The organism is Pelagimonas phthalicica (assembly GCF_004364805.1).
Lineage (GTDB): Bacteria > Pseudomonadota > Alphaproteobacteria > Rhodobacterales > Rhodobacteraceae > Pelagimonas > Pelagimonas phthalicica.
The window spans coordinates 265,257-291,164 of sequence record NZ_SOAP01000001.1; the positions used below are offsets into that span (position 1 = coordinate 265,257).

The 25,908-nt window shown below is 58.3% G+C and carries 26 protein-coding genes, 1 tRNA gene, 1 other RNA gene and 1 riboswitch; of the genes, 16 read left to right on the forward strand and 12 right to left on the reverse strand.

From position 1 onward, the window contains the following. Window positions 1–198 precede the first annotated feature (198 nt). Window positions 199–275 (reverse strand) — tRNA-His (locus CLV87_RS01300). Between the two features lie 64 nt (window positions 276–339). Continuing rightward, a complete protein-coding gene (locus tag CLV87_RS01305) occupies window positions 340–831 on the reverse strand; it encodes a GNAT family N-acetyltransferase (protein ID WP_099244912.1) in 492 nt (163 codons plus the stop codon). A 106-nt stretch (window positions 832–937) separates the two neighbouring features. Between CLV87_RS01305 and CLV87_RS01310 the strand changes: the two genes are divergently transcribed. Then, window positions 938–1,126 carry a DUF6324 family protein gene (locus tag CLV87_RS01310; protein WP_099244056.1) on the forward strand — a complete coding sequence of 63 codons (189 nt, stop codon included), beginning with the start codon at window positions 938–940 and terminating at the stop codon, window positions 1,124–1,126. A 111-nt stretch (window positions 1,127–1,237) separates the two neighbouring features. On the opposite strand, the gene CLV87_RS01315 is transcribed toward CLV87_RS01310, so the two are convergent. Next, a complete protein-coding gene (locus tag CLV87_RS01315) occupies window positions 1,238–1,735 on the reverse strand; it encodes an MmcB family DNA repair protein (protein ID WP_235871805.1) in 498 nt (165 codons plus the stop codon). A 77-nt stretch (window positions 1,736–1,812) separates the two neighbouring features. On the opposite strand from CLV87_RS01315, the gene CLV87_RS01320 reads away from it, so the two are divergent. The 6 genes from CLV87_RS01320 to ssrS all read left to right on the forward strand — a co-directional run bounded on the left by CLV87_RS01320 (window position 1,813) and on the right by ssrS (window position 6,291). Next, window positions 1,813–3,165 carry a hypothetical protein gene (locus CLV87_RS01320; RefSeq protein WP_099244908.1) on the forward strand — a complete coding sequence of 451 codons (1,353 nt, stop codon included), beginning with the start codon at window positions 1,813–1,815 and terminating at the stop codon, window positions 3,163–3,165. After that, the gene (locus CLV87_RS01325) at window positions 3,162–3,905 is read left to right on the forward strand and encodes a COG3904 family protein (protein ID WP_099244054.1); all 744 of its coding nucleotides are present in this window, start codon (window positions 3,162–3,164) and stop codon (window positions 3,903–3,905) included. Before CLV87_RS01320 ends, CLV87_RS01325 begins: the two co-directional genes overlap by 4 nt. A gap of 608 nt (window positions 3,906–4,513) precedes the next feature. Beyond that, entirely contained in the window at window positions 4,514–4,927 is a 414-nt protein-coding gene (locus CLV87_RS01330; protein WP_099244050.1) for a cupin domain-containing protein, read from the forward strand. Further along, a complete protein-coding gene (locus tag CLV87_RS01335; RefSeq protein ID WP_099244048.1) occupies window positions 4,924–5,271 on the forward strand; it encodes an ArsR/SmtB family transcription factor in 348 nt (115 codons plus the stop codon). The genes CLV87_RS01330 and CLV87_RS01335 overlap by 4 nt, the downstream gene beginning before the upstream one ends. Beyond that, window positions 5,268–6,107: an SRPBCC family protein gene (locus CLV87_RS01340; RefSeq protein ID WP_099244046.1), complete on the forward strand. Its 840-nt coding sequence runs from the start codon at window positions 5,268–5,270 to the stop codon at window positions 6,105–6,107. The genes CLV87_RS01335 and CLV87_RS01340 overlap by 4 nt, the downstream gene beginning before the upstream one ends. Window positions 6,108–6,134: 27 nt before the next feature. After that, a non-coding RNA gene (gene ssrS, locus CLV87_RS01345) (6S RNA) lies at window positions 6,135–6,291 on the forward strand. 376 nt (window positions 6,292–6,667) lie between these two features. Here ssrS and CLV87_RS01350 read toward each other — a convergent pair. Beyond that, on the reverse strand, window positions 6,668–7,519 hold the full coding sequence (locus CLV87_RS01350; protein ID WP_099244044.1) for a LysR family transcriptional regulator: 852 nt from the start codon (window positions 7,517–7,519) through the stop codon (window positions 6,668–6,670). 125 nt (window positions 7,520–7,644) lie between these two features. Here CLV87_RS01350 and CLV87_RS01355 point away from each other — a divergent pair, with 125 nt between their 5' ends. Both CLV87_RS01355 and CLV87_RS01360 read left to right on the forward strand, forming a co-directional pair. After that, a complete protein-coding gene (locus tag CLV87_RS01355; protein ID WP_099244042.1) occupies window positions 7,645–7,851 on the forward strand; it encodes a DUF1127 domain-containing protein in 207 nt (68 codons plus the stop codon). A gap of 695 nt (window positions 7,852–8,546) precedes the next feature. Beyond that, the gene (locus CLV87_RS01360; protein ID WP_099244040.1) at window positions 8,547–9,329 is read left to right on the forward strand and encodes a Bax inhibitor-1/YccA family protein; all 783 of its coding nucleotides are present in this window, start codon (window positions 8,547–8,549) and stop codon (window positions 9,327–9,329) included. A 124-nt stretch (window positions 9,330–9,453) separates the two neighbouring features. On the opposite strand, the gene CLV87_RS23745 is transcribed toward CLV87_RS01360, so the two are convergent. From CLV87_RS23745 to rpmG, 3 genes are all read right to left on the reverse strand, one after another. Beyond that, complete coding sequence (locus tag CLV87_RS23745) at window positions 9,454–9,837, reverse strand: hypothetical protein (RefSeq protein ID WP_166652641.1); 384 nt, start codon at window positions 9,835–9,837, stop codon at window positions 9,454–9,456. A 97-nt stretch (window positions 9,838–9,934) separates the two neighbouring features. Continuing rightward, a riboswitch (cobalamin riboswitch) is annotated at window positions 9,935–10,142 on the reverse strand. Between the two features lie 68 nt (window positions 10,143–10,210). Then, a complete protein-coding gene (locus tag CLV87_RS01370; RefSeq protein WP_099244038.1) occupies window positions 10,211–10,801 on the reverse strand; it encodes a GNAT family N-acetyltransferase in 591 nt (196 codons plus the stop codon). Between the two features lie 84 nt (window positions 10,802–10,885). Continuing rightward, on the reverse strand, window positions 10,886–11,053 hold the full coding sequence (gene rpmG / locus CLV87_RS01375; protein WP_008233681.1) for a 50S ribosomal protein L33: 168 nt from the start codon (window positions 11,051–11,053) through the stop codon (window positions 10,886–10,888). Window positions 11,054–11,246: 193 nt separating this feature from the next. On the opposite strand from rpmG, the gene CLV87_RS01380 reads away from it, so the two are divergent. Beyond that, window positions 11,247–11,600: a dihydrodipicolinate reductase gene (locus CLV87_RS01380; protein WP_099244035.1), complete on the forward strand. Its 354-nt coding sequence runs from the start codon at window positions 11,247–11,249 to the stop codon at window positions 11,598–11,600. Window positions 11,601–11,783: 183 nt separating this feature from the next. Here CLV87_RS01380 and CLV87_RS01385 read toward each other — a convergent pair whose 3' ends face one another. After that, complete coding sequence (locus CLV87_RS01385; protein ID WP_235871806.1) at window positions 11,784–13,358, reverse strand: trimethylamine methyltransferase family protein; 1,575 nt, start codon at window positions 13,356–13,358, stop codon at window positions 11,784–11,786. Between the two features lie 246 nt (window positions 13,359–13,604). Here CLV87_RS01385 and CLV87_RS01390 point away from each other — a divergent pair, with 246 nt between their 5' ends. The 3 genes from CLV87_RS01390 (at window position 13,605) to CLV87_RS01400 (ending at window position 16,187) form a co-directional block, all read left to right on the forward strand. Continuing rightward, a complete protein-coding gene (locus tag CLV87_RS01390) occupies window positions 13,605–15,062 on the forward strand; it encodes a calcium-binding protein (protein WP_099244033.1) in 1,458 nt (485 codons plus the stop codon). Between the two features lie 26 nt (window positions 15,063–15,088). After that, entirely contained in the window at window positions 15,089–15,370 is a 282-nt protein-coding gene (locus CLV87_RS01395) for a hypothetical protein (RefSeq protein WP_133840659.1), read from the forward strand. Window positions 15,371–15,611: 241 nt separating this feature from the next. Next, window positions 15,612–16,187 carry a hypothetical protein gene (locus CLV87_RS01400; RefSeq protein ID WP_133840660.1) on the forward strand — a complete coding sequence of 192 codons (576 nt, stop codon included), beginning with the start codon at window positions 15,612–15,614 and terminating at the stop codon, window positions 16,185–16,187. A 512-nt stretch (window positions 16,188–16,699) separates the two neighbouring features. Here CLV87_RS01400 and CLV87_RS01405 read toward each other — a convergent pair. Continuing rightward, window positions 16,700–19,783: a Hint domain-containing protein gene (locus tag CLV87_RS01405; protein WP_099244027.1), complete on the reverse strand. Its 3,084-nt coding sequence runs from the start codon at window positions 19,781–19,783 to the stop codon at window positions 16,700–16,702. A gap of 394 nt (window positions 19,784–20,177) precedes the next feature. Between CLV87_RS01405 and CLV87_RS01410 the strand changes: the two genes are divergently transcribed. The 3 genes from CLV87_RS01410 to CLV87_RS01420 all read left to right on the forward strand — a co-directional run bounded on the left by CLV87_RS01410 (window position 20,178) and on the right by CLV87_RS01420 (window position 23,381). Next, complete coding sequence (locus CLV87_RS01410) at window positions 20,178–21,443, forward strand: endonuclease/exonuclease/phosphatase family protein (RefSeq protein WP_099244025.1); 1,266 nt, start codon at window positions 20,178–20,180, stop codon at window positions 21,441–21,443. Window positions 21,444–21,807: 364 nt separating this feature from the next. Next, entirely contained in the window at window positions 21,808–22,032 is a 225-nt protein-coding gene (locus tag CLV87_RS01415; RefSeq protein ID WP_133840661.1) for a hypothetical protein, read from the forward strand. Next, window positions 22,032–23,381 (forward strand): tetratricopeptide repeat protein, encoded by a 1,350-nt coding sequence (locus CLV87_RS01420; protein ID WP_099244021.1) that lies wholly within the window; start codon window positions 22,032–22,034, stop codon window positions 23,379–23,381. The genes CLV87_RS01415 and CLV87_RS01420 overlap by 1 nt, the downstream gene beginning before the upstream one ends. A gap of 288 nt (window positions 23,382–23,669) precedes the next feature. Here CLV87_RS01420 and nusB read toward each other — a convergent pair whose 3' ends face one another. Genes nusB through ribB form a run of 3 tightly spaced genes read right to left on the reverse strand, consistent with a single transcriptional unit; the run spans window position 23,670 to window position 25,830 of the window. Continuing rightward, the gene (gene nusB / locus CLV87_RS01425) at window positions 23,670–24,155 is read right to left on the reverse strand and encodes a transcription antitermination factor NusB (protein WP_099244019.1); all 486 of its coding nucleotides are present in this window, start codon (window positions 24,153–24,155) and stop codon (window positions 23,670–23,672) included. Next, window positions 24,152–24,703, reverse strand: coding sequence for a 6,7-dimethyl-8-ribityllumazine synthase (locus tag CLV87_RS01430; protein ID WP_099244017.1), 552 nt, complete (start codon window positions 24,701–24,703; stop codon window positions 24,152–24,154). The genes nusB and CLV87_RS01430 overlap by 4 nt, the downstream gene beginning before the upstream one ends. Beyond that, window positions 24,703–25,830: a 3,4-dihydroxy-2-butanone-4-phosphate synthase gene (gene ribB, locus CLV87_RS01435; RefSeq protein WP_099244015.1), complete on the reverse strand. Its 1,128-nt coding sequence runs from the start codon at window positions 25,828–25,830 to the stop codon at window positions 24,703–24,705. Before ribB ends, CLV87_RS01430 begins: the two co-directional genes overlap by 1 nt. Between the last annotated feature and the right edge of the window lie 78 nt (window positions 25,831–25,908).

Below are 25,908 nucleotides of genomic sequence, written 5' to 3' on the forward strand. Positions count from 1 at the left end.
ACTTACACTTGGGAGGGACTGCTCGCAGGGGACCATGCCGCCTCTAATGTACAAACTTGGTCGCGACCGAACGCTTGGGATCCTCCCGCAACTTCAAAGGCGCAGCAAGAGGTCCTGAAATGCCGACAGCTCTTCTATCTCCCGCCAGACCCTACCCGGCGAAACCAACGAAACATCGACCAATGATGTAATGTGTGATGGTACCACCTCCCCGGCTCGAACGGGGGACCTCCTGATCCACAATCAGGCGCTCTAACCAACTGAGCTAAGGCGGCACTGGCGCGTGATTTACCCCCCGCCTCCGATGAATGCAAGAGAGAATCTGCGAGAAAATTCATATCATATTTTTGCGGTCAAATCGACCTGCCAGGCTTGCTCGACCAGATCGACGCCAAAACTGTGAACCGGTTTGGAACTCAGCAACTCCCAACCATTCCGGGCATATAGGGCGCAGGCGGCCTTGTGGCTTTCATGGGTCCAAAGCTGCATGCGCTCATACCCGGCCTCGCGGGCAAACCCCATGCAAACATCCAGCAAACGCTGCCCCAAACCCAGCCCGCGCGCCTCAGGCACCAGATAAAACAGGCGCAGCTTGGCGCAAGTCTCGTCCAGTTTCACGCAGAACACCGAGCCCAGTCGCTCCTCCCCCCGCCAGGCGATGAAGGCGCGCTCACGCTTGGGGTCATGCCCGGCCTCAAAATCCGCCAGGATTTGCGCCACCAGCGGACCGAACGTGTCGTCAAACCCCTCTGCCTCGGCATAGGCGCGACCATGTTGGTCCACCAACCATGCGGCATCCCCGGGGCCAAGATGTTTCAGGGCAATCTCCATAGGGGCATGGTGAAACAGGTCCGACAACAACTCAACCCCTTGGCAAAGGCCGCCTTTCGATTTAATCCAGTGGCTTCGCTGGTTGTGACAAACAAAGGACAGCTCAATGGGTATCAATACCGAACGCGAGATCGAGGCCAACCTTCAGATCGGCCCCACCGATCAGGGCATGGTGCGCCTGTTCATCTTTGCCGGCGACCTTGAGATCCCGATGGATTTCGAACCAGACGAGGCCGAGGAAATCATCGAAGAGCTGCGCTCGGCCCTGGCCACCGCCCGCAAGGTGAAATCCTAAGGCTTGTCATCAGTTGCGCGGGCAGGCCCTAACCTCTCGCGGCGAGCAACCAAAATTTTTATCTAAAAATTTTGCAAATTCCGTCGACGGAATTTGACCAGACCGCCCCGGTCACTCCACGCTCAACAGGCCCGATAGGCGCGGATCGCGCAGGGCGTGCAGACGGCGCGCGGCGTGAAAGGCAAATTTGCGCACCAGCTTGTTGCGCCGTGCCGCTGCCAGCTTGTCCTCGGGCCCCATGCGCAGGATCTCAGCGTCATAGCCATCGGCGATGATCAACCCCGTGCCCTCTGGCAAAAGATCAACGTCAAACTCCTGATCCACCGCCCAGAAATAGCGGTCACACCAGGGCAGATATCCCTGCCATTTCTGATCGCTCATGAAATCGGCGCGGCTGGATTTGCACTCAACCACCCAAAGCTCGCCCTTGGCCCCCAGCGCCATCACATCCACGCGCAGCCCGCGATCCGGGACAAATTCCTCAATCGTTGCAAAGCCATGGCTGGCCAGATGCCGCGCCACCCCGCGGGCCAAAACCTGCCCCGGTTGCAACCCTTCGGTGCCCAATCCTTCTGATCCGCGCGAAATCATGCCCAAAACATCGAACATTTCGTGAACAAATGCAAGCCACCTTTCCCAGCCCCAAATCTGGGCTACAGTCCTCGCAACGAACAGGAGAGGACAAGATGAGCGATCCCCATCTCACCCGGGCCGAGGCCCGTGGTGTGCGTTATTCGCGTGAGCTGGAAACCCATTTGACCTGGCTCGATACGTTTTCCGGCACAGCGCTTGGCGTTCTCGCCACCGCCTCGGGCATCTATACCTATCTCGGCGTCTCGTCTCTGTTGGATGAAAACGGGGCCATGTCGGTCTTTGCCGCCATCGCCTATTCGGTCGCCGTTTCTGTGGGTATTTTTGTCTTTTGGTCTTACCTTTTGCGGCTGTTTCCTGCGGTGCGCACGGCCCGTGCCCGCGCCGGACTCTTGGCGGCGATGGGGCTCGGCAGCCTTGCCATTGTCGCCATGTCGTCGTGGTTGAACGCCGCCGCGCTGGCCGGCTCTGCCGCCGTCGAACAGCACCTTGCCGAAACCGTGCAAGATTACCAAACCGCATTGGAACGCGCCCACGAAATCGCCCTGTCGGGTCAGGCGTTGCAACGCGATGTCGCCCGCACCCGGCAAGGGTTCGAGGATCTCTCGGAACAAGAGGCCGAGGGCACCCTGTCCGGTCTCGCTGGACGCGGGGCGGTGTTCCGCGTCTTGCGTCAGAAATCCGCCGAGCTTTCGGCGCTCGAGCAACAGATCGCCGCGCAAACCCCGCTGGTCGAGGCCACCTTTACCGAAGGCAACACCATCCTGTCACGGATGCGCGCCCTTACTGTCGAACCCGGCAATGTCGAGGCGCGCTCGGTCGAGTTTTCCGAGGCCGCCGTGCGCCTGCAAGGGTTGATCACCCGGTTGCGCCAGCTGTCGGTTGCCACACTCGTGGAACGTGCCGCCCAAGACCTCGCCGCCTCTGTTGTCCTGCCCGAACTTGACGGGCGCACAGCGGCGGATCGCAATGATCAGGCCTCCACCATCACCTCGGTGCTGGATGTTCTGGCCGCCCGCGCCAATACGCTGGAAAAGGCGGCACAATCGGTGTCATCCCAAACCGCGCCGGTCGATGTCACCTATACACCGCTTTCGGCAGCGGATGCGGTCATTCTATATGCGCGCAATTTCGTGCCCTCCTGGGCCGGGGCCATCGCCATTGACCTGCTGCCCGCCGTGCTGGTCTTTATCCTTGCCGTGACCCAAAGCGCCATTCGCGCGGGGCGCGAGGGGGCCGGAGTCGAAGACACGCTGACCCTGGCCGAGCTGCGCGCCGCCGTCACCGCTTTGCGCGATGTCGAGGGGGTGCTTGACGCCCCAGCCCAGCCGCCAGCCCCCGCCGCACAGCCCGCCCCAGAACCACCCACGCCCCTGCATGACACCGACAAATCCGACCACCTTCAGCCGGTCGAGAGCACAGACAGCAAGGCCGGGGGCGGTTCATGAACCCCCGCGCCGTGGCCCGCACCATGATGGCGGTTCTGATCTTTCAACTGGGTATCGGCGCGCTTTTGGTGCTGGGGGATATTCAGGGCAACGGGCTGCCTTTGCCCAGCTTCGCCCCGGACGCGCCGCGCCTCAGCCAACCCGTGCGCCCCGGCGATCAACGCCGCCAATTCCGCCCGCAAGAAGACAATCCGCAGGTCCAGCCGGTGCGCGACCCCGGCCAATTGCCCGACCGCCTGACCTTGACCTTCGAAGACGGCACCTATCGCCTCGAAGGCATGATCGCCCCCGGCGATGCCCCGCGCCTGATTGCCCAGATCGACCGCTCAGACCCGCCGGTCAACGAGTTGATCCTGCAAAGCCCCGGCGGCTCGGTCCGCGACGCCCTGGATCTTGGCCGCCACTTGCGCGCCGCCTCAATCGCGACCCGCATCCTGTCAGGCGAATATTGCTATTCCGCCTGCCCCTACCTGTTCTCTGGCGGTGCAAAACGCTTTGCCTCCCCATCCGCGTCAATCGGGGTGCATCAGCACGACTTTGACAAAAACACCTACCTGCCCGCCTTTATCGCCATCGAAGATATTCAGCGCGGCCAGGGCGATGTCATGGCTTACCTGCATGATATGGGCATAAACCCCCTGATCATGCGCCACGCCTTGGCCACGCCAGCGGATGAAATCTATATCCTGCTGCCCGAACAGGTCGAAGAATACGGTCTCACCACCGAAACGCCGTCCTGACCCAAAGGCCAGGACGGCCATGTATCGCTCATTCGCGCGCCTTGCTCCCCAAAGCCTCTTTCAATTCTTCGGGATCCATTTCGAGATACTTGGCCGAGAGCTCAAGTGAATCCCCGCCCCCTTCCATTGCGGCTCCTTTGGGTTTGTTCTGAACGCAATCAGGCGGGTTCCGTCCGGGTGTCCGGCAAAACAGCTTGGGTTTGAACTGCGAAAAATGTCTGTTTGCCTGACAAATTGGCCCCGTCGCCCGGACACAAAACTCGGTGCCCTTTTGTGGTGATTTCAGGATGCAACAATCCCCGGCAAGGGCCGTTTGGGGGGCACTGACAAACCCCGTGACTGATAAAACAAAAGCGGCAGTCATCGTCCGAATAGTCATATTTCGTCTCCCATAAAAATGCGGCGCTGAAAATTTGATGCGCCACAGACAGGCTGCGAAATTCCGGGCAACCGATCAAGAATTGCAGGGCCAATTGAGGGCTGACCTGACAGAATTGCCATGGACCAGGACAGCCCGGCGCAAAACAATCCGACACGCCCACTTGACGAGATACCAAAAGGTATCCATAAATAGGATACCAAATGGAATCATTTTAGCCGAGGCCCCCATGCTCCGCCCCCTGTTAACCTGTCTCACACTCCTGCCAACCTTTGCGCAGGCCGAGATCACCCTTGTCCCGCCCGCCGCACTCGACTGGGAAAAAACACCCGAAGGCGTCGCCTTTGCCCCGCTGCGCGGCGACCGGATGCGCGATCCCTATTTTGCCATGGTGCGCCTGCCCGCCGGATTGCAAAGCCCGCCGCACACCAAATCCGCCACCATGATCGGGCTGATGGTCTCGGGCGAAATGACCCATGTTCTCGCCGGGCAAGACCCGCACTCCGCCCCCCCAATCGGCCCGGGCGGGTATTACGAGATCCCGGCCAATCTGGCGCATGTCTCCTCTTGCGTCTCTGAAACGCCTTGCGTAACCCTGCTCTATCAGGACGGCGCGTTTGATTTTCTGCCGGTGACACCATGAGCGCCGCACCCGATCTGCAACCCGCCTTTCGCGCCCTGGCCGATCCCACCCGCCGCGACATTCTCAAACGTCTCAGCGCGCGGGAAATGACCCTGGCCGAAATCACCGCCCATTGCGACATGACACGCGCCGCCGTCAAAAAGCACCTCGTCGTGCTACAAGACGGCAACCTGATCCAGATGCGGCGCTCGGGGCGCGAAACGCTGTCATCGCTGAATGCTGACGCGCTGAAACCCGTCGTCAACTGGCTCACCTATTTCGAAAGCTTCTGGGACACCCATCTGGGCGCGTTGCACGACACGTTATCAGATTTGAAAGACACCGAATTGGAGGACAAAGAATGACCCTGACCATCCGCAAAACCGTATTCCTGCCCGCCGCCCCGGCCATCGTCTGGGATCACCTGACCAAGGCCGATCTGATGGGCAAATGGTTCCACCCCGCTGCCGAGGATCTGGCCGAGGGCCAGCCCTATACGCTGCTCTCAGCGGCAGATGGCGAACGTATGTGTTGGGGCGAGGTCGAAAAGGCCACCCCGCACGAACATATGCGCTGGAGCTTTACCGTCGGACCGATGCAGGGCGTCATGTCCACCGTGGACTGGCGGCTCGCCCCCGCGCCCGGCGGAACCGAACTGACGCTGGAACATTCCGGCCTGCCCGAAAATGGCGAAGGCTATGGGCTCGTCCTGGCGCTCGACAAGGGGTGGCATGGCTTCTTGGGTAATTTCCACGCCATGGGCGACGATTACACCGCCACCATCCGCACCCCGGCCTCGGTCGAGGCCGCGCAAAAGGCGATCTTTGACGAGATGCATATCTGGTGGTCAACCCGTGTCGAAAAGACCGAGCGCGGCGCGACAATCCATTTCGGCAACTCCCATGTCAGTTTCGACTTTGCCATGCGCGACGGCACCTATGTCTGGACCTGCCGCGAGGCCAATATGATCATCGAGGATGTGGCCGACGCCACCGAATGGCAGGGCACATCGCTGATCTGGCAAATCCTGCCCGATGGCGACGGGTCGCGCATTACCCTGTCCCATCTCGGCCTCACACCGAGCTTGGACTGCCACGATGTCTGCACCCGTGGCTGGCAACATTTCTTTGAAAACTCACTTTTGGCGCATCTTTCCGGAGAAACTGCCACTCCAGAAACCCGAGAGCCCTTGTCTGCCTAGGCCCACTCGCCTATGTCAGTCGCTGGCGGGGGTCTGCGCTTTGCGTGAACGGGTACATTCCGGTGGCCTTAAGCAAATCCGAGGGGGCTGGCTCTGTCGTAGCCGTGGCTTCGTTACCTGGCGCCCACCTGTATATACAGGTCCTCGGGAATGCGTTCACCCACACGGAAGATGTGGTCCCCGCCGCAAAAAACCCTGATTTTTTTGCGGCGCGTAGGCAAGGACATGTTTTTCAAAGAAAAACGTGTCGGCTTACCCAGCGAGGCTCTTGTCCAGGCTCCTTCAAATTTCTCCGAAAATTTGCGGCGCGTATAGCGTTTCGATTTCAGCATATAAAAGCATTGCTTCACGCGTTGAAATCTCTGATTTCAGGCAGCGTTAAGCAATCCATTTCTAATCGACAACGCTTTGAACAAGGACATGTTTTTCATAGAAAAACGTGTCAGCCTACTCCGTGAGGCTCTTACCTCATCACTTCCCCAAAAAGCCGCTGCTTTGCAGCCCCCCTTGCGCCTGCAAGACCACGCGAACCAGTGGCGTCAAATCAATGCATCCTGCCCCTAAGCCACCGCCGTCATGCCCTGACGCAAGTAGCTGCTCAGCGTGTCCACCATCTGCGTTTTGCCACTACCGGTATAGAGGTTGATCTGCTGTGTCCCAAGATCGGGCAGTGCATTGCCATTCTCGATCTGCTCCAGATGCGGTGGCGCGTGGCCTTCCAGCTTGGTTGTGATCGCCAGATCGGCACTGACTGTTGCATCAATCGTGACATCACTGTCGGAATCCACCGCCAGTTCCCAGTCGATCCCCGCCTCGTCCAGGCGCTTTAACGTGTCTTCACGGAACACGCAGCGGCGGCAAAAGGCCACCCTCAGGGGCCGCGCCTTCCACATCTGCCCATCCGGTGCGCCAATCCAGCGCAGGGGCACCTCGGCCAGGGTTTCGCCACCGCGCTCAACCCCGGTTTCCGTGGTCAGGATCACATCAACTTCCCCTTTCGAAAAACTCTCCTTCAAGGTCTTTGTAAACGACGTGATCAATTGCACCCGCACCCTCGGATGCGTGCGACCCATGCGATGCAGAACCTGCGGGATCACCGGATAGACGATGTCTTCGGGCACGCCCAAAACAATATCCCCTTCCCAATTCTGATCGGTCAGCTTGGCATAAGCCTCATCGTTCAGATCCACGATGCGCTGCGCATAGGTCAACAGCTGCGCCCCGGCCGGTGTCAGTGTCACGCCGCGCCCGGATCGATCCAGCAATTGCAGGTTCAGCGTTTCTTCCAACCGTTTGAGCTGCATGGACACCGCCGATTGCGTCAGATTGAGAAACCCGGCAGCGCGCGTCACGCCGCCCGCATTAGCCACCGCCATGAATGACCGCAGTGTTGTGATGTCGAGATTGCGCATTGATCACAGACCTTGATGGATGACGTCAAAAACATTCGTTTCACAAATGAAACACAAGAGGCCATATCCATCAACAGGAAAAATACGAAAACGCAAATCCATCACAAATCTTGAAGGAGACCATCATGATCCGTGTTGCAACCCGCTACGCTCCCTCTGTTTCCCTGCGTCCCCTGACCATGATGCAGAACTGGATGGCCCTGTCCCACCAGCGCAAGTCCCTGTCAGAGCTGGATGATACCATGCTCAGCGATATTGGCCTGACCCCGGACCAGGCCCAGGCCGAAGCATCGCGCCCCTTCTGGGATGCGCCGAACCACTGGCTGAAATAAAACGCCAGACGCCTGGAACCGAAATCCGCAACTTAGACAACTAGCAACCACGCAGGTTCGCGCCCGGCACCGAGGGTGGGCGCGTCTAACCTTGGCAACTGGGTGGTGGTATCAGAAAACTGTGCATCTTGTTGAAACGTTGGGACGAATTCGCGCCCGCCCAGGGGGGCGGGGTCGGGCGCGAACCGGATCGCAAGCGATCCGGGGACATTTCCTGTTTGATAAGAGTTTCGGCTCCATGTGACTAAGGTCAGGATGCATTGAATTGGCACCACTGGTTTACCTGACCTTGCACCAGACACAGCATATCAGCACAGAAATACCGGTTGTCTCTTCAGGCGATGCAACGCAGCTCAGGGGTAAGACAAACCAAATCCGTCGCTCCAGAGGTGCGCCATTTTATTTGTCTCCCCTTTGAGGAGACAGACGCAGGAAGCGTTGCAAAGCAGCGGCTTTGAGCGCTCGAAATTGCCCCTGCCAGTTCATGCGCATCAAAAGCCCCTGCTTTATTGCTCTTCCTGCGCTAGTGGCTTCAAATCAATGCATCTTGCCCCTAAGTTTCCAGATATCTTTACGGATGTGGTACGGAATTCCTTGAAAAATCCGCCCACATCCCCAATATCTGAGCCATATCCGACGCGATCCCGCGTCGCCATGCGGTTCCCGCATGTACGGTTTCTTTGACGGAGGCTTTTATGGCTGAATACGACACGGTCCGTTCCGCAGGCATTGGTGCCCGCGCGGCCGCGATCGATGAAGGGCTTCGCGCCCATATGAACAAAGTGTACAGCACCATGTCGATCGGCATGCTGATCACTTTTGCTGCGGCCTGGGCAATTGCAAGCCTGGCAACCACCACAGATATCAATGCCGCCGAAGGCATGGTGCATGAAGGCACCTATCTGACCGGTCTGGGCATGGCGATCTATGCCAGCCCGCTGAAATGGGTGATCATGTTTGCCCCGCTGGCCTTTGTCTTCTTTGGCTTTGGTGCGGCGATGAACCGTCTCTCCGCCGCCGGCGTTCAGCTGACCTTCTTTGCCTTCGCGGCTTTGATGGGGCTGTCGATCAGCTCGATCTTCCTGATCTATACCGGCTTCTCGGTCATTCAGGTCTTCCTGATCACAGCGATCTCCTTTGCTGGCCTGTCCCTGTGGGGCTACACCACCAAGAAAGACATCTCCGGTTGGGGGTCTTTCCTGATCATGGGTGTGATCGGCCTGATCGTGGCGTCGATCATCAACATCTTCCTGGGCTCGGGCGTCATGCAACTGGCGATTTCGGTTCTGGGTGTGCTGATCTTTGCCGGTCTGACCGCTTATGACACGCAAAACATCAAGAACACCTATATCGCCCATGCTCAGCATGGCGATCAGGAATGGCTGGCCAAGGCAGCGATCAGCGGTGCGCTGAACCTGTATCTGGACTTCATCAACATGTTCATGTTCCTGCTGCAACTGCTGGGCGACCGCGAATAAGCGCGCCTGTCACGACGACATAACAAAGGGCCGGTCACAACGACCGGCCCTTTTGTTTTGTGCAACGAAAACCCTGCGTTTTGGTACTGCGTTAAAAAGCGCACCGTTAGGACGTACCGCGTCTTCACTGCAAAGGCTGCGCCACCTGCTCCAGCGCCATCACCATGGCCTCTTGCCCAGCCCCCTGCCCCTTGGCCAGGGCCAGCGCCTCGGCCTCCTCCATATCTTCAGCGATATGGCCCACCAGATAACACCCGCCCTTTTCAGCGAAATACATCATCCGGCAAGGATGGGCACAGCCCTCCAGCACCATTTCGCCCGACATCTGAAAACCTTCACCAACCGCCTGCCCCGCCGCCGCCATGCCCTTTTGCAAGCGAAACAGCATCTCCAACCCGGCGCGGCAAGGGGTGCCACTCTGCGGGCAATCAGTGCAACGCGTTAGCCGAAATGGCTGCTCATGCGCCACTGCCGTGCGCAAGCCCCTGCTGGAAAGTGGTTTGTTCATCTGGCATCCCTCCGCGCCATAATGCGAGGTTGGGGCCGATCAGATCTGTTTTGGCACGCGCCATCATCATAAGCCTCCCCAGGGCACCCCGCCCGGTTCCGTTTCAACTCTGATGGCAGGTCTCCTGACTTGCGGGTCTCTGCTTGTCCAACCCTTCCCAAAGCGGTTCGCTTCAGTGGTTTGTCAGACAGGCTCTCCGCCTACAGTTGCGGGGGCAGTCGCGGAATTGCCGTAAGGCGCACCATGTTCCCTATTCTCTGACGACCAATGGTCGGGACGTCAGAACCATCACTTGTGACACTGCCAAAGCGCGCGGCCCCGGTCAATGCTGCAAATGCGAAGCGACCAAAGAAGCTCTGGTCGCTTTGCCTGATCACCACGCCATGTTCTCAAGCTTGAAAGCCAGGTTGGCTTTGACCATGCCCCATTCGCTGGCGATGATCGAATAGACCGCTGTGTCGCGCAACGTCCCGTTCGGCATCCGCATATGCGACCGCAACACCCCGTCCAGCTTGGCCCCCAACCGCTCAATCGCCCGGCGGCTTTGCACATTGACGTAATGGGTACGCAGCTCCACACAGACACAATCCAACTCTTCAAACGCATGTTGCAACAGCATCAGCTTGCATTCGGTGTTCAACGGCGTGCGCTGCACCGATTTGCGATACCAGGTCGAGCCGATTTCGACCCGCTTGGTGGCCGCATCGATATTCATATAGGTTGTCATGCCCACCGCGCGACCAGAGGCCGTGTCGATGATCGCAAAGGGCAACATGGTGGCGAGGTTTCGACGACGGTCGATCTCCGCCCGCATCCCCGCCCGATCCGGCACCGAGGTGTACCAAAGCTTGGACAGTTCCCCATCCTCGGTGGCGTCGCACAGATCATCGTGATGGTCCTGCGACAAGGGCACAACGGAGACAAATGCTCCGTGCAATTCAACAGGGTCTGGCCAGACTGTCATTGTCTCTCTCCCATTTGGCCAAAGAAAAACCGCGCTAGGGTCACCCCTGCGCGGTTTGCAATCTCGGTTGAACCGAAAAAAGGCTTACTTGATTTTGCCTTCTTTGTATTCAACATGCTTGCGCACAACCGGGTCGTACTTTTTGATGACCATCTTTTCGGTCATGGTACGGGCGTTTTTCTTGGTCACGTAGAAGTGGCCGGTGCCTGCGGTCGAGTTCAGGCGGATCTTGATTGTTGTCGGCTTCGCCATGGGTCATCTCCTGCAACGCTGGGCGTGGGGCCCACGTGAAAATCTGGAACCTGCCTTTTACTGGCCTTGCCCCCCGAGTCAACCGCTCTGGTGCACATTCCTTGGCTTTTATGCTTGATTTTGGTCATGGCGCGGCTTTGCCCGGGCTTTTATCGCTGTGGTGACTGTCTTACCCACCCTATCAGAGGCCCAAATGACCAGATTTCTGCTTTTCTCCCTCGTTTTGGCCAGCTTGACCGGCCCCGTTTCAGCCCAGGGCTTCACCCGCATCGAATCCGAGTCGCAATTCGTGGAATTGGCCGTGGGCAAAACGCTCTACCTTGGCGACACAACCGCCTTGGCACAAAACGATGGCCGCTTGATCGTGGTGTTCAAAGGCAAGGAAATCACCGGAAGCTGGGCCTGGAAAGAAGGCTATTTCTGCCGTGTGTTGCAAAGCTATTCCACCAAAGAAGACTGCCAGCTTTGGGAATATGACGGTGAAGATTTCCAAGTGACCCGCGACAAGGGCGCGGGCAAGGTTTTTCTTTATACGCTGGAGCCGTAGAGGCAAAACCAAACCTTTTCCCGGATTGCCCGCAATCCGTTTCGCACCCGACCCCGCCCCCAGGGCGGGTGCGAATATGCGACGTCGAAACACTCTGCCATCATGGCGGTTTTTACCTACGGATTGCCAAACAGAGGGCCGCCCTCGGGTTCGGGTGCGCCCCTCTGTTCGTGCAAACTATCCTCAATACTCCTGATTCAACTCGTGACTCGCCGGAATTTCCCGTTCACGCCGCGCGATATAGTCCAGCAGTTCCTCATTCTTCGCCTCATCCAGCTTGGGCTCCTGATACTCAGACAACAGCGTCTTGGCATAGCCCAGCGCCCGCTCGGTGATCTCAACTGATCCTTCTGCGACCCATTGCTCGATCGAGTTGTTATCGAACAGCTCCGGCATAAAAAACGCGGTCTGAAAATTCTCCTGCGTGTGCGGATGCCCCAGGTAATGCCCGCCTGGCCCCACATCCGGAACAGCGCGCACCGCCTCGTCGAAATCGCCCCATTGCGGACCTTGAGCCATGCGATAGGCCATGGCGCATTGCTCGGCATCGACAACAAATTTCGCAATCGAACAATGCATCCCAGCCTCGTTCCAACCCGCCGAGTGCCAGATATAATTGGCCCCGGAATGCATCACCGCTGACAAGGTCGTGGCACTTTCATATCCCGCTTGCGCGTCAAAACTCTTGGCCCCTCCCAGCGTGTTCGAGGTCCGCCAGGGCACATCGTAATACCGCGCCATCTGACCGATCATGAAATTCATCAGGCTGATCTCCGGCGTCCCCGCCATCGGTGCCCCAGATTTCATCGACACGGTCGACAGGTAATGCCCGTAAATCGCCGGGCAGCCACGCCGGATCACCTGCGTATAGGCCAGAGCCGACAGCGCCTCGGCATTCAATTGCGCGACTGTCGCCGGGACCGAGGCCGGGGTGTTCGCGCCCCCAAGCACGAAAGGCGAGCACAGAACCGGCTGATTGCGCCGACAAAAGGCCCGCATCGCGCCCAGCATGGTCTCATCCCAGACCAGCGGGCTATTGCCGTTGCAATTGCCTGTTGTGACCGGGTGGCTGTCGATGAACTCTTCGCCAAAGAGGATCGCACACATATCCATGACGTCTTCGGCATTCTTGGGGCTGGTGGTCATGCCCATGAACATTTTGTCACTGTATTTCATCGAGGAATAGGTGATGCGCAAATGACGCTGGCTGATCGGGTGATCATATGGCTCGACAATGTGATGGGCGCTGGAATGCAGCGCGGGCAGCATGTGGCTGAGCTTGTGAAAGGTCGCCAGATCCTCAAGCAGCGGGTTACGGCGCACATCGTCGAGATCGCGCAGAAACGGTGCGCCGGTCATTGGCACAAAGACCGAATGCGGCCCGCCCAGACGCAGATTATTGGCCGGGTTGCGCGCGTGATAGGTGAAGTCCGCCGGGATGGTCCGGATCAGATCACGCACCAGCCCGCGGTCAAGATAGACCATCTCGCCCACCACCTTGGCCCCGGCCCTTTTCCAATCCTCCAAGGCGATGGGGTCGCGAAACTGCACCCCGACATTCTCCAGAATATCCATCGAGGCCGCATCGATGCGTTCCACCTGCTCCTGATCCATCACCTCGCAAATCGGAATGCCGCGCTTGAGCCCCGGCAACATGGTGACATCCCGCGTGCTGCGCGCCGCCCGTCGGGCACTGCGCCCCCCGGCCCGGCTGCGTTCTCTGGTTGGCATTGGCGTTTTCGAAAGCGTCTGGGTCATGGCAATCTCCTGTCTGCCCGCAAGACTGCCACCGCCCAACGCCCGCACGCCTGTAGCTGAGCGAAATCCTGTTGCAGGAACCGACATCGCTCATGCGCCCGCACAACAGGCCACGTAGTGGCCAGTGCCAGCAACTGTTTCCACTAGGAAAACAATGACAAAAACAAGGAAATAGATTTGCAATCACAAATAGATAAATTTTTTATAAAATGACCCCGATTCACAATTTTTGCACGAGTAATTCCCATGTCCCCACTTATTCTCTTATTTCTCGGACTTTCTTTGGCACTGATCGGCAGCTCCGACAGCGAATCCGATCATTCCGATGACACCCCAAGCGACGATCCAGGTGATGAGGTGGACCCAGGTCTTGGTACCGACAGCTCTGATAGCCTGGCCGGTACAAATGGAGACGACATCCTCCAAGGCTTGGCCGGAAACGACACCCTGGTGGGGGGCGAAGGCAATGATCAACTGTCCGGCGGTGCTGATCGGGATGTCTTGTTAGGCGGGGAAGGTAACGACATAATCACGGGCGGCGATGCCAATGACCGTCTTTCAGGCGACGCAGGTAGTGACAGCCTCGATGGCGGCGCTGGACGGGACTTCATGAATGGCGGTGATGGCAGTGATGTCATGGATGGCGGTTTGGGAGATGACACACTTCATAGCGGCGACGGCGCTGACGTCATGGATGGCGGCGAAGGAGATGATAGGCTGATCAATGACGCAGGTTCCGCTGGTATGTTCGGCAGCCAAGGCAATGACACTTTGGAAAACAGGGGAGATTTCAGCGACCTGAATGGTGGAGACGGGGATGACCGTTTGATTGCATCTTCATGGTCAACGCTGACAGGTGGTGCAGGAACCGACGAATTCCACCTTTTTCAGGACGGTAACAACGTCAGTATCATCTCCGATTTCGCTCCTGGCGAAGACCGACTAATTTATCGTAATGTCGATATCCACCCTGGCACAACTCCTCTAGACGGAGCCCTGAGCGTTGCGGACTCAAGCGACGGAACCAGTGCCGAACTGTATTACGCTGGCGAACACATTGCGACGCTTAGCAATGCAGCGGGCATTGACCCCGACACCATCGATTTCGCCGTCGAATTCACCGGAAGCGAAGGCGATGACACGCTGAATGGCGGCACGGGTAACGACTACCTGGTTGGCTATAACGGCAATGACATTGTGAACGGCAATGCCGGGGATGATATTCTGTTTGGTGGTCATGATGATGATACGCTGACCGGCGGCGATGGCGATGATCGCCTCCAGGGCGGAACCGGTATGGATCAACTCTTTGGCGATTCTGGCAATGACATCCTTTATGGTGGTGGCTATTCACCCAATGAGGTCGCGCTGGCCGATGAACTCTTTGGCGGCGAGGGAGATGACACCTTGCTGGGTGGGGCCGATGACACGCTGACCGGCGGAGCGGGTGCGGATCTTTTCACCAACGAGGAACTGGGCAATGGCCCGATCACCTTTGCCGATTTCAACCCTGCCGAGGACGTGATTGGCATCACCATTAATCCGCACGGCAGCATCGTGACCGATTTCGACGCCCTGACTATCACGGTCGAAGACTGGCCAGATGGCACCGGGGCGAATGTCCTGGTGGATGGTGAAATCTTTGCCATCGTACCCGGCGGCCAGGGCCTCGACCCGGCCTCAATCATCGAGGTGCAGTTGTAAGCGGCGCGCGCTTCAGGCGTGTCAAGGTGAAGATCCCTCTATCTGGGGATTGCCTGTTTGATCGCCAGAAGCCACCTAATGTCGGGTCTGACAAAATGACGGAAACTCAGATTGAAACCCGCAAGAAATGCGTGGGCTGCCGCGAATTGATCGATGTCGAGGCTTCGATCTGCCCACATTGCGGCACCAGACAATCCCAAGTCAGCCGCAACCTGATCCGATTTGCGGCACTGGCCGGGGCTTTGACCACAATCCTGTCGCTGGCAACCGCGGGGGTGGCCCTGCTGCCCCAGGCGCTGTCGGTCTGAGGCTCTGTTGACAAAATCCAGCCATCACCGGCGCGTGTCAGGTTTTGCTGCTGACAAGCTGATTTGACCGCGGCGATCTGGCTGATCGGAAGGGCAAATCAGAGAAGGCAGAAGCAAAACCTGCCGCGTCGCGTGCGATTTCGTCAATTTTTGCCTGCGCGTCGTTATTTCCGCTTCTAAGGCGGCCACCCTTCCTGCGCGCAAACGCCTAGCGCCGACAAAAATTGGTCTGAAACCGGTGGTGGCTGGATTTTGTCAACAGAGCCTAGCCCCCAATGTCAGCGCCCGCCTGTATTCCACCGTCAAGACCCAGCAGGGCCCGAAAAAAGATGAATTTCTGCAACTCGGCCTGTTGAACAATGGTAATGCCGACCTGTTTGTTGCCAAGCTGATCCTGCGCCCCACAGATCCGAAACTGGCCGATGTCAATCCGACCACTTTTGTCATTCGCCAAACCCTCCCCGCCAATGGCGTGATCGAGGAAAGCATCGCCCTGCGCCCCCTTCGCAAGGCGCGTGTCGGCACCGTCGCCATTGACAGTTTTGCCCGCCACAAGCAGGACCTCACCGAGGCAGGATGCTATCGACCCGGATGTTATTTCGCGGAGCCGAATGATTTTGACGAGGCCGGCACCCCGCCCCTGCCCCAATTTGCCATTGCCGAGGCAGTCACACCCCTTGAGGCCTTTATCACCTTCAGCACCCCTAAAACCCGCGGCCGCGCCGAGGAATTACTGGTGGCCAAAGGCCTGACCGGAACACTGTTATTCCACACGGTTTGCGCAAAAACAGATCCCCCAAAGGACTGTTTGGAGTAGGCAGCACAGCCCAGTTTCCCGCCCTCAAACCACCAAAGCCACCCACCAAGGCGCGCAGCCAACACCCAGATCGCCTGCCGCCTGCTTAAGCGCCTCTGCCCCCAATGAAGGCCTCCACCCCTTCAGGTTTCTTTGGGCTAAAAATATCCCGGGGAGTCCCGAGCTTGCTCGGGACGGGGCAGCGCCCCCAAACACTCTGCTCGCGGTTCCTCAAAACGCTCCTACAAAAACGCCCTGTATTCTAGGGTCAGGACCCATTCATTTAACGCCACTGGTTAACCTGATCTTGTTCCTGACAAGGCACATCGGCGCAGAAATGCTGGTTGTATTTCAAGGCGGTGTACCGCAGCTCAGGGGCAAGATCAGGTAAATCGTCCCGACGCAGTAAGCGCTGCAAAGCAGCGGCTTTAGCCGCTTTCAATTGACCCCGCCAGTTCCTGCGCGTTCAAAAACTCTACTTTTTTGCCCTTCCTGCGCCAGTGACGTTAAATGAATGGGTCCTGACCCTAACCCTAATACACCCGGCTCCCGATCAGATCGCCAATATGCTCCGGCAGATCCTTCCACTTGGCCACCTCGCGCACGCGCGGGCCAAAGACATGGCGGGCCCGGTACGTCACAAGATCCGGGAACAGCTGCACCAAACGCGCCCGCCCCTCCCGGCCCAGCGTCGACACCGCCATACGCCCCGGATAAAAGCTTTCGGCGGGCATGCCATTGGCAAACAGGATCTCATGGCGCTCCAGCATCAGGTGGAAATAGCTCACCTGCCGCTTGCCCAGCATCACCCGCGCCTGCCCGCCTTCCATCCGCGCCAAATGCCCCGCCTTGATCAAAGCCCGCGTCCCACCGCGCCCCGGCAGCATCAGGCCATGTTGCGGCGACACGATCAGCGGCACCTCGCCCCCTGTCAATTTCGGCGAAATCCAGACCGGGCGGCTCTGCGCCTCTTTCTTCAACCGGCTGAACGGCACATCTGACCGCTCAACATTCACAATTTCGCACAGACCGCGATCCATCGTCTGCACGAGATCCCCCGGACGCAGCTCTTCGATCGCCACCTCCCCCTCAGCGCAGCGGATCATCGTGCCCTTGGCAAAGCAGATCACCCCGGTGTTTTCCACCGTGAACGACGACCCATCCGCCGACGCCCCGGTAAAGCTCAGACTGTCGCCCACCGCAAACTGCGTGTTGTCCGAATAATCGACCCCATCCACCCCGTCATTGGACTGGTTCAGGACGCCGTCATCGGCCAGATCCGCATGCAGCTCCCAGATATCATCGTAAAATGCGCTGAGGTCGATAAAGTCGTTATTGCCACTATCCCCGTCGCTCAGCGACCCGGAATTGCCAAAGTTGAAATCGGTGATCGTGTCGGCCCCGTCTCCGACACTGTAGTTAAACGTATCATCGCCATCGCCGCCAGTGAGCGAGTCATTGCCCTGCCCGCCGGTCAGGCTGTCATCCCCGGCCAAAGCCGAAATCGTGTCATGGCCGGTGCCACCGATCAGCGTATCCCCTTGAAAGAGCCCGCCCGTATCATCCGACCCGGTGATGGAATCGTCACCGCTGCCGCCATCGACATAATCACCAACCCCGGACACCGTGCCGGTACTGCCCTCAACCGTATTGATGGTGTCATTGCCCGCACCACCATAGACCGTATCCCCCAGACCATCATTGGCAAACCCGGACGAGATCAGATCATCGCCATCCCCGCCATAGATCAGATCATCCGCCCCGCCCGAGCTGATCGTGTCATGGCCCGTGCCGCCATGGATCGTATCGACATTGGAATTGCCAACACTGTCGACGCCCCAGGTCTCGATCAGATCATCGCCACCGCCCGCGTCGATATAAAGATCCATCGCCCCCATGCTGGCATCCACCGTGGCATCCACCGTGTCATTCTGACCGGTCAGGATCAGGCTTTCGATCTGACTGAAGGATATCGTATCCGCGCCGTTGGTGATGATTCCGGTCTCATGACCGGTGAAATCCACAAAGACCGCGCCACTCAGCGCGCTGAGGTCGATCGTGTCATTATCCGTCGCGCCGCCTTCGCCACCGACAATGGTGACACCGGCATAGCTGCCGCCGCCTGAATCGTATAAAAGGAACGTGTCGCTGTCATCACCGCCATCCATCGTGGCGGCTCCGCTCCAACTGCTCAGCGTGTCATCACCAGCGCCGCCCAAAAGCGAATCCGCCCCGTCGCCACCGGCAATCACATCATCGCCAAGCCCGCCCGAAATCGTATCCGCCCCACCGGTTCCGACCGCATTCGCCGTGCCCCAGATCATACCGCCATCCAGCTCGGCATCGGGTTCGGATGACCATGTCAGCGGCAGGCTTGTCGGATCGGTGCTCCAAACCTCGCCCGTTCCTTCATAGGCCAACACCTGGCCATCCGCAGACAGTGACAGTCCAAAGACATCGGTGTCTCCACCGGCCATGCCCAGATTGGTTTCATTGGTGAAATTGCCCGACCCGTCGATATCATATTGATAAATCACGCCATTGGCTGTGACCCAGGCCGTATCATCATCCAGTATCAGAATATCAGTCGCCGGAATCGGGATCGTCCCGGCATTGACACCCGCAAGGAACCCGCCAGCCCCATCGCTGGGGTAATAGGTCACCGTACCGGCATTGTCATTGCTGACATAGAGGCCGCCATTGCCATCCGCCGCCAATGAGGAGTGCAGCTCCGTCCCCTCTGGCAAATCAATCACCAGCGTCTGCGCCCCGGTCACCGGATCTATCTCATAGATACCGGCATTGCTGAGATCCACTTCGTTGAACACCACGCCAAAAAGGGAACCATCCGGCGTTGTGGCAATATCTCCGTAGGGTTCCAGCCCGCTTTGCAACAGGGTGGAACTGCCACTCTCTGGCTCATAGAGGAACAAATCACCCGTATTGGTGATCAGATAGCTTGCCGCCTGATCGGCGAAATCCCCATAGATCGTGTCATTGCCTGACCCGGCGGTGATCGAGTCACTGCCCCCCTGCCCTTCGATGATATTGCCATCATTGCTGACCTGATCCCCGCCGCCATCGCTGGGGCCGGTGCTGTCATCATAGCCCAGGCTGATCGTGTCATCACCGGCCTCACCATCAACGGTGCCATCCAAGGGCACCATATCGATAGGCTCGGCATGAAAGCTCTGCGTCAGGCTGTAATTCCCGGCAACCGAGCTGGTGATCTGGAACGAAACCACAGTGTTGGTTTCCATCGGATCTTTTTCAGCTTCTGCATCATGCAGCAGGATGACATCGCCATTGGTGGACTGCATCGCCCACATCTGGATAGTGATGACCGATCCATCATCCAGCGTCGCGGTGACATTATAGAGCGCAAGCTCTTCCATCTGCGTGGTCACCGGGCCTGACCCGGTGTCGAAACTCATCGTGTCGAGCAGATTGTTTTCAGCAATATCCGCGTTGAAATCATTGGACGTGGTGGTAAAGCTCATGGCCTGATCATTGATCGGGCTGCCACCGCTGCCATAGGTGCCCAGCACCGCGTTCAGATTGCCATCCAGCGCGGCAAAATTGCCCAGATACCAGCCGTAATGGGTGACCGTGCTCATGCCAGCCCCCTGCGCAAAATGCTATTCTTCGTCCACGAGGTCATTGCATCAGCCCCACATCCACCTGTGGGACAGCGACCAGACATAACAGAGCCTTAGCCCGCCCCGGCAAAACCTTGAGGCACGGCGATCTCTCGTATTCCTGGCAGTTCCCACAATTTTGAAAGGCCGACCAAGGCCCTTCCCACCACCGTTCATGATTAGGTCAGCTCTGTGAAAAAAGCCTTGCGTCCCCCGCAAGCGGGGCACGGAAATCTACGGGCAATATGAAGAAAACTTGAGGTTTGCAGCGTTGCGCCGCCAGCCCATCAGAGTTCGGCACCAGAATGTTACCCCCATTGCGCGCAAACTATGGTAATCTGCCAGTATTGATTTCAACCCAAGGATATTTCCCATGGTCAATTACGTTCGCCTCAAACGGCGCTACGGCTATTTTTCTGCCGGGGCCGAATGGGCCAAATGGACGTCCGAGCGTTTGCTCGCCCTGCGTGCCCAGATCGCCCGCGACATCCCGCCCAAATCCGCCCGCGACACCCTGCTGATCGCCAGCTGGAACATCCGCGATTTTGGCAAATCCACCTTCAATCCCAGCCCCCGCCTGCCCGAAACCTCCTACTATATCGCCGAAATCCTCTCAGCCTTTGACATCATCGCCGTGCAGGAAATCGGCGATCTCGACCAGTTCGACCAACTGATGAAGCTCATGGGCAAGAACTGGGATTACATCATCTCCGACATGACCGAAGGTGCCTCGGGCAATGGCGAACGCATCGCCTTTGTCTTTGACACCAACCGCGTCTTCACCCGCAATGTCGTCGGCGAGGTTGTCCTGACCGAGGCCCGCGAGATCGGCGGCGACGCCACCACCGTCAAACTCCCCGCCGGCGCCCAGCTGGAAACCGAAGACGGTGTGCTGGACCTCGACAAGGGCGACCTGCTCCACCTCCCCGAAGGCCAAAAGGTCGTCGACCGCAAACAATTCGCCCGCACGCCCTTTCTCGTCGCCTTCCAGGCGGGCTGGTTCAAATTCACCCTCTGCTCGGCCCATATCTATTTCGGCAAGGCCCGCGGCGCAAAATACGACCGCCGCGTCAAAGAGCTCGCCGCCCTGGCCCGCTTCTTCAAGGATCGCAGCGCCGGTAACGACGAAAACTACATCATCCTGGGCGACTTCAACGTCGTCTCCACCGAAGATGACACGATGAAAGCCCTGCTCGACAACGGTTTCTCCGTCCCACAAGAGCTGTGGGGCCTGGCCACCAACATGATGCGCAACGCCATCTATGACCAGATCGCCTTTCGCGTGAAAGAGAAAGAGCTCGAAATCCCCGATTTCGCCAATCACCCCAATGCGGGCGTGTTCAACTGCTTTGAAAACGTCTTTCGCGCCAATCACGATGATGGCGTGCCGCAGGGCGAGAGTTTTGACCATCTCACCGCCGAGACCTCGGATTTCGCCCATTACCTGGACAACCTGCCCCCCGATAAGATCGAAAATTTCACCGAGGTCGAAAAGCGCGCCTATTACTGGCGCAAATGGCGCACCTGGCAAATGTCCGACCACATGCCGCTCTGGGTCGCCCTGAAAACCGACTTCGCCGATGACTACCTGAAAGAAGCCATCGAACTCGCCGAACAGGACCTGGCGGAGGAAGATTAGGCTGAGATTACCCGCCCCCCTATGCGCACCCGCAAAACAAAAGATACCCCTCACGTTAAACACCCGGATCGCTTGCGATCCGGGTCGCGCTCACAACAAATGCATGCTTTCAGCATGACCCCGCCCCTCACGTCAAATCCCCCGGATTGCCCAGCAATCCGGTTCGCGCCCGACCCCGCCCCCCAGGGCGGGCGCGAATTAAAATAACCGCCACGCAAGAGAATTCGTTCAGTACCAATTCACCCAATCACCCAGCCTCCCCAGCCCACCCTCGGGCCCGGGCGCGCCCCTCCGTCGCGCCCCTTGCCACCCGATGCGCTCTGCTTTCTACTACCCACAGTTGCGTTTCGTGAAAGACAAAGCAGTGCTTGCCTCATTTGACCCAAACTCCCTTGCTCAATGGGCCACCATCCTAGGCCTCCCCATCGCCCTTATCGGCCTCTACCTCGCTTGGCGCGGATTGCGCAAACCCACCGCCAAGACCGTGAACACCGCCACCTCCAGCCAACGCATCCGCCAATCCGGCAGCCCGGACCGCGACACCACCAACACCGCCTATGACTCCTCAGACGTGGATCAATCCGGCTGATGTTGGGGGATAAGACAGACAATTCCGTCACCGGCTCCAGCCATGTGCAACAGGCGGGCGGCAACATCACCGGCATCTCGCCCGACCTGCATCGGGAAATGCTGGAAACCGCCCTCGCCGACCTGCGCAAGGATCTTGAGGCGAAACACGCCGAGGCCAGCCGCGCCGACCGGGCCGAGCTGAAAATGCTCAACATGCAGGTCGACATGCTCAACGCCCAAATCGCCGAGCTGCAACGCAAACTGGCCGACCCCGAGGCCTCCTACGCCACAGACATCGCCCGCATCAACGACATCGCTGACCGCCTCGACCGCGAGGCCAATCATCTCGGCGAAGAGAAAATCACCGCCGCCAAGCAGGCCCTCGCCCGCTTCGACTACTCCGCCGCAGATGCCCTGTTTGAAGAGGTCAAAGCCCTCAACCAACTCGCCGTCGAACAAGTCGCCCGCGCCGAATTCGGCCAAGGCGAAATCGCCGAAGCCCGCATCGACTGGCACAGCGCCGCTGCGCATTACCGCCGCGCGGCGGAGTTGAACCCAACCTTGGAAAACCTGAACAGGGCCAAAGCCTTTACGCAACGCGCCGGAGACTACAACGCCGCACTCCCCATTTCTCAGAAATACCTCGCCCTGGCGGAACAAGACTCTGAAGCCGAATTTGCCATCGCCCTAAACAATCACGCCGGGTTGCTCGAAACCATGGGCCGCTATGACGAGGCAGAACCTCTCTATCGACAGGCCTTGCAGATCGGCAAAGAAACGCTTGGTAAAAGCCATCCAAACTATGCCATTCGCTTGAACAACCTCGCAGAGTTGCTCAGAAACGCGGGCCGCTATGACGAGGCAGAACCGCTCTATCGACAGGCATTGCAGATTGCCAAGGAAACGCTGGGTGAAAACCATCCAAACTATGCCATTGCACTAAACAATCTCGCCGGATTGCTCGGAAGCACGGGCCGATATGAAGAGGCAGAACCACTCTATCTACAGGCATTGCAAATTGACAAAGAAACGCTGGGCAAAAACCATCCAGGCTACGCCATTCACTTGAACAACCTTGCCGAATTGCTCAGAACCACAGGACGCTATGACGAGGCAGAACCGCTATTTCGACAGGCCTTACAGATTAACAAGGAAACTTTGGGGGAAAACCACCCAGATTATGCCATGCGCCTGAACAACCTAGGTGTATTATTCGGAAACCAGAGTAAATGGGCACAGGCAGAGCCATTTGTCGCCCAAGCTTTAAATATTTTTCTAAACGTGTTGCCAGCCGATCACCCAAACAACCAAGCCGTCGCAAACACCCTCGCATGGATCCGCGAAAACCTCGCCAATAACCAAGATTAACCTCCCCTAACCCATTTTAACCAAAAACATGCCTAGCAAGGGCTTCAAACCCCGCCCGTCCCGGGCAATCCCCCCTAAACTCGGCTAGAATCGGACAGATTGCCTTGGCGGGCTTGATCCGGGGCCCCGGATCAGGGGGCAAAGCATGGGGGGCAATCTCCCCCAAACGCGGGCGGTTTTGGACTGATTGCCCCGTTGCACAAAAACCGCCCGCCCCGTTACCGGGCACCGAGCGGTTGGTTAAGATGTAGGGTGGGGTTTCACCCCACCGCCCGCATGTCAGGGTTTTCAGAACGCCTCAGGCTGCGCTTCACGCGCCATATGATCCAGCACAGCGTTGACAAATTTGGTCTCTTTCCCGTCTGGAAAGAACGCTTCGGCCACGCTGACAAATTCGACAATCACAACTTTAGGGGGAGTTTCCAGCGCCACCAATTCCGCCCCCGCCGCTCGGAACAAAGCCCGCAAGGTGGTGTCGATGCGATCAATTGGCCATTTGACCACAAGGGCGCGGTCGGTCATCTGGTCGATCTTGGCCTGATAGCTCACCGCATTCTCCAAGAGTTTGGAAAACAACGAGATATCGCCATCCAACATCTCAACCCCGGCCTCAAGCTCGGCCCCAAAACGGTAGTCCAGAAACTCCTGACGCACCTTGTCCAGCGGCTGGCTTGACTGTTCCATCTGAAACAGCGCCTGCACCGCGAACATCCGCGAGGCGGATTTCATCTTGCGTTTCTGATTGCCAGACAGGTTATCCCCAGGTTGTGTCATGCGAGGTCAGGTCCCTTTGCGTCGCCCGCGATCTGGATCTCATCGGTGGCGGGCTGAAACCCCACCCCCTTGCGCGGACCGCCCCACTTACGCGCCAACGCCACCAAATGCAAGGCCGCCGCCGCCGCCCCACCACCTTTATTTTGCTCAGAAACCAAAGCCCGCACCCGCGCCTGCTCGTAATTTTCGACGGTCAAAATGCCGTTGCCGATGCACAGACCTTGCAGGCCCAAAAGGGTGATCCCGCGTGAGCTGTCATTGCAGACAGTCTCGTAATGCGTTGTTTCTCCACGGATAACGCAGCCCAAGGCTACGTAGCCGTCAAAGTTGCTCATCCGTTCGGCGATGCCGATGGCGGTTGGGACCTCCAAGGCACCGGGCACTTCGACAAGGTCCCAGGTCCCCCCCGCGGCCTCGATCTCGGCCTTGGCACCGGCGACCAATTCATCAGCGATATCCTTGTAGTACGGCGACACCACGATCAGAATCTTCACCGGCTTGTCGAATTCTGCACGCGGCAGAACATAGTGATTGATCGATGCCGCCATTATCCCAGCTCCGAGATTTTACGAGTGCCAACGATTTCAAGGCCATAGGCCTCAAGCCCGACCACTTTGGGGGTTGGTGAATTGGTCAACAGGATCAGATCCGACAGCCCCAATGAGGACAGGATCTGCGCACCCAACCCATATTGGCGCAGCGTCTTGGGCGAGACCCCATCGCCGACATCCAGCTTCATCGAGGTGTCACGCAGCAGCACCACGACCCCGCGCCCTTCCTCGGCAACAGCCGTCATGGCATTTTCAAATTCATGCGCCCGACCTTTCGGGCCGACACCGATCACATCCAGCATCGGATCCATGGCATGCATACGCACCATAACCGGCTCTTCCCCGGAAATATCGCCTTTGATCAAGACGATATGCTCATCCCCATGGGTTTCGTCGGTATAGATCTTCATCTCCCACTCACCGCCAAACTCGCTGGTGATGGTTTCGGTTTTTGAGACTTTGACCAGATTGTCATTGCGGCGACGATAGGAAATCAGGTCGGAAATTGTCCCGATCTTGAGCCCGTGACGCTGTGCAAAGGCCACCAGTTCCGGCAAATGCGCCATGGTGCCGTCTTCGTTCATGATCTCGCAAATCACACCGGCCGGGTTCAAACCTGCCAGGCGGCTCACATCAACCGCCGCTTCAGTATGGCCCGCACGCACCAACACACCGCCGGCCTTGGCGCGCAGCGGAAAGACATGGCCGGGCGTGGCGATATCCGCTTCCCCTTTGGAGGCGTCAATGGCCACGGCAACAGTCCGCGCACGGTCCGCCGCAGAAATCCCGGTGGTCACCCCTTCGCGCGCTTCGATCGAGGTCGTAAAGGCGGTTTCATGGCGCGACGAGTTGTTGGTCGACATCAGCGACAGGCCCAGCTCTTCGATACGATCACCGGTCATGGCCAGACAGATCAGACCCCGCCCATAAAGCGCCATAAAATTGATAGCATCCGGGGTCGCCCATTGCGCCGGAATGATCAGGTCGCCTTCGTTTTCCCGATCTTCATGGTCCACAAGAATGAACATGCGCCCGTTGCGCGCATCCTCAATGATCTCTTCCACCGAAGAGATGGCATCTTTCCAGTTTTCCTCAACCGGACCGGGGGTCTCGTAGTCCACCATATCGCCTCCTGAAGTTCATAGTGGCAGATACGCCAGCGCAGGCTTTTTGACCAGAGGAAACGTCACGCCAAAGGCGCG